The following is a 12,387-nucleotide window of genomic DNA, read 5'->3' as shown; positions in this document are numbered from 1 at the left end:
AAAACTATTGTTGATTTTAGCTTGGGAGTTCACTTAAATAATCACTTGTCTTTTCTGCCGCATGATCCAAATAACGAAGCAGTGCATACAGTTGAGATTGAATAATTTGATAATCATGCTCAAACCGATAGGCGTGTAAAAAATGTTCTATTTTTTTCGAAAGAAAGTGATCTTTCGTACGAACCATTAATACTAACAGGCTGTCCCAATCAGAGCGGTGTGTGTGAAACAAAGCCTGATCATAATCCGCAATTTTCATGTAGTTCTCCTCCTTAGGAGCTATTTGTATTTTGTTCAGATTGGGTAGAACATTTACTTACAATAAGTGGCGATGTATACGGGCCGCGGTTGTTGCTTTTTACCTGAATAAAAATAAAAGGTGAGAACATGAGAAAGATAATCTTAATAGTATTGATTGGTCTTCTTTTTTTTCCTGAAGCACCACGCGCAGAACAGGTGTATTCACCTGGACAAATGGAAAAGGACCTACAAGAAATTCAGAATCAGTATAAATTCGAAGTCCAAAAAATTGGAAAAACGGAAAAAGGAAAATATATAAAAGCAGTCAGGTTAGGGAAAGGGAAAAAATCCATCTTACTAGTAGGCTCACATCATGGGCGAGAATGGCTAAGCTCTATCCTGTTGATGACTATGCTAAAAGATTATGCAGCAGCCTATCAAGCGGGCAAACCAATAGGCGGGTTTCCTTCAGGTTTATTGGATGAAGTGAGCATCTGGTTTATCCCGATGCTGAATCCTGATGGAGTCAGCATTCAACAAGGAGATTTATCAAATTTGAATTTCCTTGAAAAAGCAGGGGTCTGGAGAATGAATCGATATAGTACGAATTGGTCGCGGTGGAAGGCCAACGCAAAAGGGATTGATTTAAACAGGCAATATCCGATTGGGTGGGAAGAAGTAATGAGTGATGCAAAAAAACCTACTTATCAATTTTATAAAGGGGAACAACCGCTAGAAGCTACAGAGGTTAAAGCGCTTGCGGATTTTACGAAGAAAGTTGATCCCACAATTGCGGTGTCCTATCATACATCCGGCCGGGAAATTTTCTGGCATTATAAAAATAAGAGAGAGAATATGGCGAGGGATTATGGCATTGCGAAAAAAACAGCAGAATTAACAGGTTATGAACTGACCTTTCCGGAAAAGGAGGCTGTAGGCAGCGGATTTACGGATTGGTTCATAACCGAGTTCAAGCGCCCGGGAATGACAATTGAACTTAGTTATTTGGTGGATGAAACCAATCCTCCATTTTCTGTATTTCCTGAGGAATGGAAACGGAACCGGTTAGTTGGGATTATGCTTGTAAAAGAAGCGAACAAGCTGCATAACAAATGAACAATTTAACATAATAAAACTAACAGGATGTATGAGGAGGAAATGGTTTTGAAAAAAGTCATCATGATGATTTTAGGACTTCTTGTAATTTTACAATTTGGTTCCATATCAACACATGCCCAAAAACCAGATTACGAAAAATACGGAAAGATTGCAATCGCCGTCGTACAGGCCGATTACCCTGAAGTTGAGATTACTGATTATGAATATAAGGGAAGAAAAACAATAGGGGAAAATCAGGTGGAAGACGATTTTAGTTTCTTAGTCGTGGAGAAAGGCAATAAATTCAAAGTCACTGTGGCAGTCCAACATGATCTTACCAATGAAAAATTACTTAGTTTAAAGGTCACAGAACAGAAGGAAAAGTAAATTTACCCCAATATATTTTAGTATTACCTAACATCTTCGGTTTTTGAGGATGTTTTTTCTATTAACGTTGAACAATTAATCACGGAACTTTTCCGCCTTCCCACATTAGGAAAAAGATAGAAGACTAGGGAATATCGGATAAAAGTGCAGAGCATAAGGATCTGGAAAATGACCTTAGTGGAATCATGGCCTGAAAATGAAATCAGATCTATCCGTTGATTTTATAAAAAATACAAAAGATCTATAGGTGATGAGGAAGTGAAATGAGGAAATTAAGCCATGATTGACTCAATCAGGGGATTTTTGGAACCTTGAATGAAAGGGTAATTGGTAAATGAAATCAAATATATAATAAGTTTACATAATTGTGATTTTAATTTCACCCTTTGTACCGCTACAATTAACTTTTCATTGCATTTATGAGCCGCTAACACGTATAGTTAGAATCAGATTGACAATATAGCATGACTTTAGGGGTATTTTATAATGAGAAAGTTTAAGAAAGTTTATGTAGAAATTACGAATATATGTAACTTGAAATGTAATTTTTGTCCTAGTTCTAGCTTGCAGAGGACACTGAAGTTTATGGATCCGGATGGTTTTACTCATGTTATTGAGAAAATCAAACCACACACCGATCATATTTATTTTCACCTGATGGGTGAACCATTTTTAAATAAAGATTTAGGAACTTTCTTGGATATTAGTGCCGAACATGATCTGAAAGTGAATATAACAACGAATGGTACTTTGATTCAAAAGGTTAAAGAAAAGCTGCTTTCCAAAAAAGCACTTCGTCAGGTGAATATTTCACTTCATAGCTTTGAAGCGAATGATACGAGTAATAGTCTAGACTCATATGTGAGTAATATTGCTGACTTTATTAATGAGGCAAACGAAACAAGTGAAATGATCTGCGCAATTCGATTATGGAATATGGATACGGATGAGCTTAAGGCGAGTAATGGTCTAAACGATGATATTCTCAGTATGTTGGAGGAGAAGCTTTCGTTGGATATTCGATTAAGTGAAGCTCTTCAGGATAAGAATAATATTAAACTGAAGGACCGTGTTTATATAAATATGGCTGAAAAATTTGAATGGCCAGAATTGGACCGCGACATTATCGATGAGAATATTTTCTGTTATGCTCTAAGAGACCAGTTAGGTATCTTAGTGGACGGTACAGTTGTTCCTTGCTGTTTGGATAGTGAAGGGAAAATTCCACTGGGGAATATATTTGAATCATCTCTTGAAGAAATTATAAATGGTGAACGGGCTAAAAATATGTTTGATGGTTTTTCGAGAAGATGTGCAGTAGAAGAACTATGCAAACGATGTGGCTATGCAAAGCGTCATAAAAAATAAGAGGTAATGAAAACCACGGAGAATCTTCGTGGTTTTTTTTTTGACTAATGTTTTATATTTATTTAGGTTTTTTTATTAAAAATTCTGAATATTGTTGTTTTATTAAAATGCCCATGATAAAATATTCTCTATTATAAATGAAGTGAAAACTTCATATAGTAATAAAAAAAGTTTTGGATTCATATTTTGTCTGTAAGGGGAAGGTTTTATGGATTTGCAGCAAAAAGTTAAAGAGGTATTCCCTGGATTATCTACTGGCCAAAAAAAGGTCGCAAATTACTTGTTAGTTCATTCACATACATTTGCAGTCAGCTCAGCTCAAAAGTTAGGGAAGGATATAGGGGTGAGTGAAACAACGATCATTCGCTTTTGTTATTCTTTAGGGTTAAGTGGATTTGCGGAACTTCAAAAACTTATTCGTAATCAATTAATATTCGAGAGTAGCCTGAATGAATATCATTCTTCTAAACTAGAAGTTGCGAATCAGCCAAACTTCATGGCACAAGTAATGCAGAAAGATATCGTCAGTATCGAAAAAACAATAAAAAATCTATCAAATGATGATTTTACAAAATCAGTCGATAAATTGGCGGCAGCCGACCAAGTATTAATTTCCGGACATCGTTTATCATTTTCAGCGGCGCATTGGTTAACTTTTACGCTTAGACTTGTAAGGGAAGAAGTCCATTTATATAGACCGGATACAGATGATATTTTTTTACAACTAAACAAAATAACTGAAAATTCTGTTTTTGTAGCAATCTCATTTCATCGTTATGTGAAAGAAACTGTGAAAATTACGGAAATGGCAAAACAAGCGGGTGCATTTGTAATCGGAGTTACCGATTCTGAATTGGCTCCAATTGCGGAGTTTACGGACGTTTTATTGCCCATTTCAGCACCTAGAACCTCCACTATCGATACTGCACCTGTTCTATTCTCATTATTAAATAGTTTAGTAGCAGGTGTATCGATTAAAGACGCGCAGGGATTTAAAGAAAGAAAGGCTATGTATGATGCGTTCAATCAAGATGATGATTTTTTCTTTTAACAGAAAAAAGGGGAGAAAGAAATGGATATAACACAATCAATTGAAAAATTAAGACCTCGTATTATCGAAATATTTGACCATTTACACTCTCATCCTGAAACAAGTTGGAATGAAGTGAATACTACAGCATTCATTTCGAATGTTTTAAAAGAAAATCAGTGCTCTGTGAAAAAATTTAAAGATTGTACGGGCGTAATTGGAGAAATCGGGAATGGAAGTTTCACTGTCGGATTACGATCAGATATTGATGCACTTTGGCAAGAAGTGCATGGGTCGTTTCAGGCCAATCATTCCTGTGGACACGATGGGCATATGACTTTGGCTCTTGGAGTTTTCCTGGTATTGAAGGAAATGAACTTTCAACCCAAAGGAAAACTGAAATTCATTTTTCAACCTGCTGAAGAAAAAGGTACGGGTGCATTAAAGATGATTGACGAAAAAGTAGTGGATGATGTTGATTTTCTTTATGGTGTGCACTTAAGACCAGCGGAGGAAGTGAAAGATGGACAGGCGGCACCAGCAATTGTTCATGGAGCTGCACAGTTTATTAAAGGAGAAATAGTAGGGACAGATGCACATGGAGCTAGACCGCACCAGGGGCAAAATGCTATTGAAATAGGAGCATCATTCGTTACATTGTTAAACAATATCCATCTCAATCCATCCATACCTTTTTCAGCAAAAATGACACAGTTTTTTGCAGGTGGCGAAAGTTCCAATATCATTCCAGGGAAAGCTACATTTTCATTGGATTTAAGAGCTCAGGATAATGAAGTAATGAAAGACCTTACCAAAAGAGTGGAAAAAGTTGCAGAAGCTTTGGCCGTCGCAAATGGAGTTGAAATTAATCTGGAGTCGGGAGCTAATGTAGCTGCTGCAATTGTGAACAACCAAGCTCAAGAAATAATGGCTGAAGCTATTGCAGATACTCTAGGGAAAGAAAATTTAGTAGCTCCAGTTATTACAACTGGAGGAGAAGATTTTCATTTTTATACATTAAAAAAACCAGAAATCAAAGCGACGATGCTTGGGTTAGGCTGTGATTTGACACCAGGTCTACATCATCCGAATATGACATTCAATAAAGAAGCTTTGCTATCCGGAATTGAAATTCTAACGAAAGCGATCATTCTTACTTTTGAAAAATATGGTGAGGGGGAACGACGATATGACAAATGAATTAATCATTAAATCTTTATCTACTCTAGAAGATTTACAAGAAGTGCAGCAACTTGAAATTCTCGTATGGGGCATGGATTGTGTCCCTACCCATCAAACGCTTACAGCAGTCAAAAACGGTGGCATTATTTTAGGTGGTTACATCGATAATCAATTAGTAGGTTTTCAATACAGTTTCCCTGGATTTAAGGATGGAAAGGTTTTTCTTTGCTCACATTTGCTAGCTATCCATCCCGAACATCAAAAGAAGGGATACGGTAGATTACTTAAATTGGCACAAAAAGAAGAAGCACTTAAAAAAGGCTATCATTTAATTACCTGGACATATGATCCATTGGAAAGTGTGAATGCTAACTTGAATATCGGTAAACTAAAAGCGGTTTGCCGTACATATATGGAAGATTGTTATGGGGAGCTTAAAGGCGAACTTAATGAAGGACTGTCCACTGATCGTTTCATGGTGGAATGGAATTTAGAGCAAGAAACTGGGAGCGATGATCAACTTACTGATAAAGCGACGCATATCGTAACGACGGAAATGAATAAGCAAGGCTTTCCGTTCATCGAAGATTATAGTTTGGAAACAACTGCGGAAATCGTGGCTATACCCATTCCAACGGAAATTCAAAAAATAAAAAAAGAAAATCTTTCCCTTGCAATTGATTGGCGTGTAAAAACAAGTGAACTATTCCAAACGCTTTTTTCCAAAGGGTATGTTGTAGTAGGAATTGAACGAAAACAAGGTGAAAACATCCAAAACTACTTATTAAAAAAAACAGAATAAGAGGAGAATAGAGATGAAAATAAAAGAAGTGCGTTTACGTCATTTGAATATGGATTTGACTGCTCCATTTACAACTAGTTTTGGAACATTTGTAGATAAAGAGTTTATCCTAGTGGAAGTGAAAAATGAAGAGGGACTTTCAGGATGGGGTGAATCAGTCGCGTTTGGAGCTCCTTGGTATAACGAAGAAACAATTAAAACTAATTGGATTATGCTGGAAGATTTCCTGATCCCGCTTGTGTTGGATAAAGAATTAGAACATCCGAGTGAGGTATCGGAAATGTTCTCACATATTCGTAAAAATAATATGGCAAAATCGGCAATCGAGGGAGCTATCTGGGATTTATACGCAAAAGAAAAGAATATCCCATTAAGTACAGCTTTAGGCGGAGAACTGGATAAAATTGATGTAGGCATAAGTATAGGAATACAAGAAACAGTAGCTGATTTACTTAAGAAAATTGAAAACGGCTTGAAAGATGGTTATAAAAGAATCAAAATCAAAATTCAACCAGGTTGGGATGTAGATGTAATCAGGGAAGTACGCAAGCAATATCCTAATGTACCGATTATGGCAGATGCAAACTCTGCCTATCGTTTGAAAGATATCGAGTTACTGAAACAACTCGATCAATTTGATTTAATGATGATCGAGCAGCCTTTGTCATCTGATGATATTGTGGATCATGCGACATTACAAGCGCAAATCAAAACACCGATTTGCTTGGATGAAAGCATACACTCCGTAGAAGATGCACGAAAAGCTCTTGAGTTGGGAAGTTGCAAAATCATCAATATTAAAATCGGAAGAGTAGGCGGCTTAACGGAAGCAAAGAAAATTCATGATTTATGTAAAGAACGAAATGTACCGGTTTGGTGTGGAGGCATGTTGGAATCAGGTATCGGACGTGCCCATAATATCGCATTAACAACACTTGATAATTTCACAATGCCTGGTGATACGGCAGCATCGGCAAATTATTGGCATAAAGACATCATTCAACCCGAGGTTACAGTGGAAGATGGAGTCATTATTGTTCCAAAGACGGCTGGTATTGGCTTTAAAGTCGATTACGCAACTGTCGATGAATTTACTTCTTATAGTAAAAGATATACCAAATGAGTAATTAAGCAGTTTTAGTATTCCAGCTTCGCGAGCGATGTGAATAACCTTATCGTAAAAACGCTGAAGCTGGAAAGTTATTAATGAAAAAAACGGGTAGAATTGAATGGGGAAATGTTTCGTGTACACTAAATTGTCAGAATAATCATTTAATTAAGGTGGAATTCATATGAAAAACAGTGTAAATCTTGCAGGTGCATATATTGGAATTATCATCGGAGCAGGATTTGCTTCAGGACAAGAAGTATTGCAATTCTTTACGAGCTTTGGAATCTACAGTGTATTGGGAATTATAGTAGCAACTGTATTATTTGCTTTTCTAGGTATGCAGGTTACACAGTTGGGCTGTGCCCTTCAAACACGCTCTCATAAAAGTATAATCGATCATATTTGTGGTCGTTATTTAGGTAGAGTGGTTGATGTTATGATCACGTTTTTCTTATTTGGTGTAACTGTCATTATGATTGCAGGTTCTGGCACTATTTTTGAAGAACAATTTGGCATTCCAAGTGTAGTAGGAGCTGTAGTGATGACAGTACTTACCATTGGAACTCTCTTACTTAATGTGAATAAAATTATGTCTATCATTAGTGCAGTCACACCGTTTTTATTTATCATCATGATTATTATTTCGGGTTACTCATTCTTTACATCTGATCTTAGTTTTAATGAGATCATTTCTTCCTCTAGTAAAGAAACAGCAGCAACTGGAAATTGGATTATGGGTACATTACTGTATGTTTCCTATAATATGGCTGCTGGAATTGCAATGTTAGCCGTAATGGGTGGTACGTTTAAGAATAAGAAAGAGGCAGGTATGGGCGGTATTTTAGGTGGAATCGGTTTAGGAATATTATTATTCTTGATCAATATGGGAATGATATCTGATTTAAAAGGCATTGAAGGTGCAGGAATGCCCACTCTAATATTAGCCAATCAAATTTCTCCATGGTTGGGTTATATACTATCAATTGTACTTTTGGGGATGATTTACAACACTTCAGTTGGAATGCTTTATGCTTTTACTGCTAGATTTGTTCCATCCGAAACAAAAATCTTCAAAATTTCAGTAATTGTTGTAGGGATACTGGCTTTCCTTGCTAGTTTCGTAGGATTCATTAAATTGGTAGGAACCGTATACCCAGTTACAGGATATTTAGGTTTTGTAATTATAGCAGCGCTTATTGTTTCTTGGGTTCGCTCAAAATCGAAAAAAAGAGCAGTAAATGCAGACTTCGTGAAGTATTAAAAGTGAAGGGGATTTAACTGATTACAATATCGTTCCCTGAATTAAATAACATTGATAATGAAAAAAGAGTTTATTTCTAAATATATTCCTAACATCTTCGCTTTATGGAGATGTTTTTTTCTATTAACGATGAACCTTTAAACGTGATTACGGCATTTTTCCGCCTTTTTTTCATACATTAGGATAAAGGCGGAAGACAAGGGGGATATCGGATGAATGAAGCGGAGCAAAAGGCTCTGGAATATGCCATTAGTGAGATTACAGAAATAGCAACTGGGTTCGGGTTGGATTTTTACCCGATGCGTTATGAAATTTGTCCTTCAGAAATTATTTATACATTTGGTGCATATGGGATGCCAACTCGTTATTCTCATTGGAGTTTTGGAAAGCAGTTTCATAAAATGAAGCTACAGTATGATTTTGGATTAAGTAAGATTTATGAACTGGTTATTAACTCTAATCCTTGTTATGCTTTTCTTCTTGACTCCAATTCACTTGTGCAAAATAAATTGATTGTTGCCCACGTTTTGGCGCATTGTGATTTCTTTAAAAATAATGTTCGTTTCAATAACACAAAGAGAGATATGGTAGAAAGTATGTCGGCCACGGCAGAAAGAATTCGAGAATATGAAATTCTGCATGGCAAAAAGGAAGTAGAAACATTCCTCGATGCTCTTTTGGCTATCGAAGAACATATCGATCCGTCACTTATGAGACCAAAGCTTGCCTGGACGATGGAGGATGAGGAAGAAGAAGAGGAAATAAAGCCTGCAGCGACTCAATACGATGATTTATGGAACCTTGATAATAAGGATAAGCCAAAGAAATCTAACGTGAAAGGTCGGAAAAAATTTCCTCCGAGGCCTGAGAAGGATATTATGCTTTTCATTGAGCAGTACAGTAGGGATTTAGCAGATTGGCAGCGGGATATCATGACAATGATTAGGGAAGAGATGCTGTATTTCTGGCCACAGCTCGAAACGAAAATCATGAACGAAGGCTGGGCATCCTACTGGCATCAGCGCATTATCCGTGAATTGGATTTATCTTCAGGTGAAGCAATTGAATTTGCCAAATTGAATGCAGGTGTTGTTCAACCATCACGAACCAGCATTAACCCTTATTACCTTGGGCTGAAGGTGCTTGAAGATATTGAAGAACGCTATGATAATCCAACCGAAGAAATGATAAGACTTGGCGTTAAGCCTGGATCCGGTAGGGAAAAGATGTTCGAAGTCAGGGAAATTGAATCGGATATATCCTTTCTGCGCAATTATTTGACGAAAGACCTGGTTATGCGGGAGGATATGTATTTATTCCAGAAGCAGGGCAAGGATTATAAAATTGTCGACAAAGCGTGGGAGCAAGTTCGCGATCAGCTCGTCAGTATGAGAGTGAACGGAGGATTCCCATATATCACAGTAAATGACGGCGACTACATGCGGAATGGTGAACTTTACTTAAAACATTGGTACGAGGGTATTGAATTGGACCTGAAATATCTTGAAAAAGTCATGCCGTATATCCATCAGCTCTGGGGACGTTCCGTGCATATGGAATCGGTCATGGAAGGAAAAGAAGTCCTGTTTTCCTATGATGGAAAAAGTATTCATCGGAAGTATTTATAAGGAAGAATGAACTGCTGAGTAATCGGCAGTTTTTTTGGTTTAGTTTCAAAATTCAATACTTTCCACACTGATGAAGTGACTTGATTTCTCTGTGTCCAAGTTACTTAATTATCCTGCTGATTTTTTTCTTAATGATTCAAAGCAAAAAAAGACGTTATTTGTAAGGCGATTCTTCCTTTTTTGTTGAATAAGAAAAGGTTGCCGCAGCAACCTCCTTAATTGAGGTAAAGTCCCCGTTAACTGAAGATGTACAATATTTATTTATCATTACATTTCGAAAAGGTTATCTCGCTCCACTTTACAAACTCTAGCTGCGAAATTTTTATAACATTCTGTTTTACCTTTGTCTTGTGCAGCTTTATGTGCTGAATGTTCCTTCCAATTCTTTATTGCATCTAGAGATTCCCAGTATGACACAGTGATTCCTAGCCCCTCATCTCGAGCACTTTCCACGCCTAAGAAACCCTGCTGTTGAGAAGCTAACTCTTCCATTTTGTCTGACATTTTTCCATAACCATTGTCACCTTCCGTTCGCTGTGAAGAAAAGATCACTGCATAATACGGTGGTTGAAGAGTTTTTGCAATCCCACTCATTTCTTGTCCTCCTAATAAATTGAATATTGAGACATTTATATCTTCTGAATTTTAACATAATTTCTGGTATTTTTGTTTAATTAACCTGCCCTGTTTGTGGCATAAGAAAAAGGCTGCCACAACTAATGAATGTACTATTCCCCCAGATGATCTCTACGAAATATGAACAACATGGTACCCCCTTTAGCAGAAACCATCAAGGCTCTTTAATGTGTGAAGAACAAATTACTATGTTAACCCCTGGTGATAGTTAAGAATAGATCTTCTTTATTGTTGAATAAATAGTAACAAAGAAGGCGTTTCACAAAGGACGGTAAACAACATTACGAGTGGAGTTGTAATTATTACCGAATGTTTCACGATTTGGAAATTTACTTCAACGGCTATTCATACAACCAAACATGGGGGGGACGGAATTCACGGGCGAATAACTCTTCCGTGTTTTTCTTTTTATATAAAATAGTGTTCCGGAAAAATTAACAACATTTACCATAAAATCAATGAGCTTGAAGTGATAAGATGGACTAGATGTAGTAACTTTGTTTATTTCTCCAATGTTAATTGCAACAAAACAGAGTATATCCTTCGAGGACGATGATTTCATAAGTGAGCTCGAGGTCACAACTAAATTTCATATTAATCCATGTAAATATTCCATTTGGAACAATACTGGACGGTGAAATCATCAACAATGTAAGCCTGATTTTGAAACACTGATGTAAAGATTTTAATCTAAAGAATAATCAGAACATACTCTACAATACAGCAACGAAATATATAAACTATGGGGCTGATTAACGTTAGCAGCTCGTAAAAGTAGTTCCCAGACGTTTTCAAAAATCATATGAATGATTGATTAAAACGTTTAGAGAATCGCTATACAACAGCAAATGCAAGTGCGGGGGCTTCCTTGCTATATGTACGGATCTTGGCGCAATGCTATGCCGAGAGTAGCCCGCCCGATATTCATTAATACTGGATGGAAAGCTAGAGGAGATACATACACTTATGGATAACAAAAGATGTATATGTGCGTGCCAAGTGGGATGATATTACCCGTTTAACTAAGTTATTCGAAAAGAATAAAACTAACGTTGACTATTATTGCAACGGTGTTTAAAAGCAATCTGTTAATGCTTCCGTACAGTTCGCTATTCATTTGTGAATCGAAAGTAAAATAGGGGGACTTTGGGATGAAAGAATGGATGTTGAAAATGTTTCAAGAATCATCGGGCAACTTAATCGAATTAATAACCGTTACTCTGATAGCAGGGCTAATCGGTTTCGTAATCATATGCGTTCGTGGTCTTTTTTACAGAGCATTGGACTTCTTTTCAATACCTGTTGGTCGGTTAATAGAGAAATTGGTTAAGAGAAACTAGATATGGGGTTTTAGTCCGATAAAAACACTCCTCGATCGCTTATTAGTCGAACCCTCGCTAGAATATATGATGAGTTCTACGGACACAGGAAGTCGATGGGGGGGTGTAAGCTGCGTTTTTTATGACATGATCGAGCTGTGGGAAATGGTTGCTGGACAACAATGTCCAATGCGCTAACCTTAGATTTCATTTACTGTTTTTTCACACCAAAAAAGAGAAAATTAGCTTGCTGAAGTAAATACTTCTGCAATGAGACATTGGAAAAAGAGGGGTAATTCACTCAGAAGAGATAAAGTAAAAGGGA

General features: G+C 36.9%; 12 protein-coding genes. 10 read left to right on the top strand and 2 right to left on the bottom strand.

The window, feature by feature from the left end; all coding sequences use genetic code 11:
• Positions 1 to 16 precede the first annotated feature (16 nt).
• Positions 17 to 259 (bottom strand): YhdB family protein, encoded by a 243-nt coding sequence (locus JFU24_RS11085; RefSeq protein ID WP_053344726.1) that lies wholly within the window; start codon positions 257 to 259, stop codon positions 17 to 19.
• Positions 260 to 387: 128 nt separating this feature from the next.
• On the opposite strand from JFU24_RS11085, the gene JFU24_RS11080 reads away from it, so the two are divergent.
• The 9 genes from JFU24_RS11080 to JFU24_RS11040 all read left to right on the top strand — a co-directional run bounded on the left by JFU24_RS11080 (position 388) and on the right by JFU24_RS11040 (position 10,107).
• Positions 388 to 1,356: a M14 family zinc carboxypeptidase gene (locus JFU24_RS11080; protein ID WP_201221908.1), complete on the top strand. Its 969-nt coding sequence runs from the start codon at positions 388 to 390 to the stop codon at positions 1,354 to 1,356.
• 48 nt (positions 1,357 to 1,404) lie between these two features.
• On the top strand, positions 1,405 to 1,725 hold the full coding sequence (locus tag JFU24_RS11075) for a DUF3889 domain-containing protein (RefSeq protein WP_201182296.1): 321 nt from the start codon (positions 1,405 to 1,407) through the stop codon (positions 1,723 to 1,725).
• 486 nt (positions 1,726 to 2,211) lie between these two features.
• A complete protein-coding gene (locus tag JFU24_RS11070) occupies positions 2,212 to 3,093 on the top strand; it encodes a radical SAM/SPASM domain-containing protein (protein WP_053344729.1) in 882 nt (293 codons plus the stop codon).
• Between the two features lie 208 nt (positions 3,094 to 3,301).
• The gene (locus JFU24_RS11065; protein WP_201249953.1) at positions 3,302 to 4,144 is read left to right on the top strand and encodes a MurR/RpiR family transcriptional regulator; all 843 of its coding nucleotides are present in this window, start codon (positions 3,302 to 3,304) and stop codon (positions 4,142 to 4,144) included.
• A 21-nt stretch (positions 4,145 to 4,165) separates the two neighbouring features.
• Entirely contained in the window at positions 4,166 to 5,323 is a 1,158-nt protein-coding gene (locus JFU24_RS11060) for a M20 peptidase aminoacylase family protein (protein ID WP_180320452.1), read from the top strand.
• The gene (locus JFU24_RS11055) at positions 5,313 to 6,107 is read left to right on the top strand and encodes a GNAT family N-acetyltransferase (protein ID WP_201221904.1); all 795 of its coding nucleotides are present in this window, start codon (positions 5,313 to 5,315) and stop codon (positions 6,105 to 6,107) included. The genes JFU24_RS11060 and JFU24_RS11055 overlap by 11 nt, the downstream gene beginning before the upstream one ends.
• A gap of 13 nt (positions 6,108 to 6,120) precedes the next feature.
• Positions 6,121 to 7,230 (top strand): o-succinylbenzoate synthase, encoded by a 1,110-nt coding sequence (gene menC / locus JFU24_RS11050; RefSeq protein ID WP_201221902.1) that lies wholly within the window; start codon positions 6,121 to 6,123, stop codon positions 7,228 to 7,230.
• Between the two features lie 169 nt (positions 7,231 to 7,399).
• Positions 7,400 to 8,479, top strand: a complete 1,080-nt coding sequence (locus JFU24_RS11045) for a YkvI family membrane protein (protein WP_201249952.1) — start codon at positions 7,400 to 7,402, stop codon at positions 8,477 to 8,479.
• Positions 8,480 to 8,691: 212 nt separating this feature from the next.
• The gene (locus JFU24_RS11040) at positions 8,692 to 10,107 is read left to right on the top strand and encodes a SpoVR family protein (RefSeq protein WP_201182288.1); all 1,416 of its coding nucleotides are present in this window, start codon (positions 8,692 to 8,694) and stop codon (positions 10,105 to 10,107) included.
• A gap of 267 nt (positions 10,108 to 10,374) precedes the next feature.
• Here the strand turns inward: JFU24_RS11040 and JFU24_RS11035 are convergent, their stop codons facing one another.
• On the bottom strand, positions 10,375 to 10,701 hold the full coding sequence (locus JFU24_RS11035; RefSeq protein ID WP_201249951.1) for an antibiotic biosynthesis monooxygenase family protein: 327 nt from the start codon (positions 10,699 to 10,701) through the stop codon (positions 10,375 to 10,377).
• Between the two features lie 1,193 nt (positions 10,702 to 11,894).
• Between JFU24_RS11035 and JFU24_RS11030 the strand changes: the two genes are divergently transcribed.
• Complete coding sequence (locus tag JFU24_RS11030; protein WP_201182286.1) at positions 11,895 to 12,083, top strand: hypothetical protein; 189 nt, start codon at positions 11,895 to 11,897, stop codon at positions 12,081 to 12,083.
• The last annotated feature ends 304 nt before the right edge of the window (positions 12,084 to 12,387 follow it).

Origin of the sequence: Peribacillus sp. TH27, from assembly GCF_016650915.1 — a bacterium.
In the GTDB taxonomy this organism is placed as follows: domain Bacteria; phylum Bacillota; class Bacilli; order Bacillales; family DSM-1321; genus Peribacillus; species Peribacillus butanolivorans.
This window is presented reverse-complemented; position numbering and strand designations above follow the sequence as displayed.

Coding starts and splice junctions, on each gene's coding strand:
- JFU24_RS11085 (WP_053344726.1), bottom strand. CDS start 259: ATGAAAATTGCGGATTATGATCAGGCTTTGTTTCACACACACCGCTCT.
- JFU24_RS11080 (WP_201221908.1), top strand. CDS start 388: ATGAGAAAGATAATCTTAATAGTATTGATTGGTCTTCTTTTTTTTCCT.
- JFU24_RS11070 (WP_053344729.1), top strand. CDS start 2,212: ATGAGAAAGTTTAAGAAAGTTTATGTAGAAATTACGAATATATGTAAC.
- JFU24_RS11065 (WP_201249953.1), top strand. CDS start 3,302: ATGGATTTGCAGCAAAAAGTTAAAGAGGTATTCCCTGGATTATCTACT.
- JFU24_RS11060 (WP_180320452.1), top strand. CDS start 4,166: ATGGATATAACACAATCAATTGAAAAATTAAGACCTCGTATTATCGAA.
- JFU24_RS11055 (WP_201221904.1), top strand. CDS start 5,313: ATGACAAATGAATTAATCATTAAATCTTTATCTACTCTAGAAGATTTA.
- menC (WP_201221902.1), top strand. CDS start 6,121: ATGAAAATAAAAGAAGTGCGTTTACGTCATTTGAATATGGATTTGACT.
- JFU24_RS11045 (WP_201249952.1), top strand. CDS start 7,400: ATGAAAAACAGTGTAAATCTTGCAGGTGCATATATTGGAATTATCATC.
- JFU24_RS11040 (WP_201182288.1), top strand. CDS start 8,692: ATGAATGAAGCGGAGCAAAAGGCTCTGGAATATGCCATTAGTGAGATT.
- JFU24_RS11035 (WP_201249951.1), bottom strand. CDS start 10,701: ATGAGTGGGATTGCAAAAACTCTTCAACCACCGTATTATGCAGTGATC.
- JFU24_RS11030 (WP_201182286.1), top strand. CDS start 11,895: ATGAAAGAATGGATGTTGAAAATGTTTCAAGAATCATCGGGCAACTTA.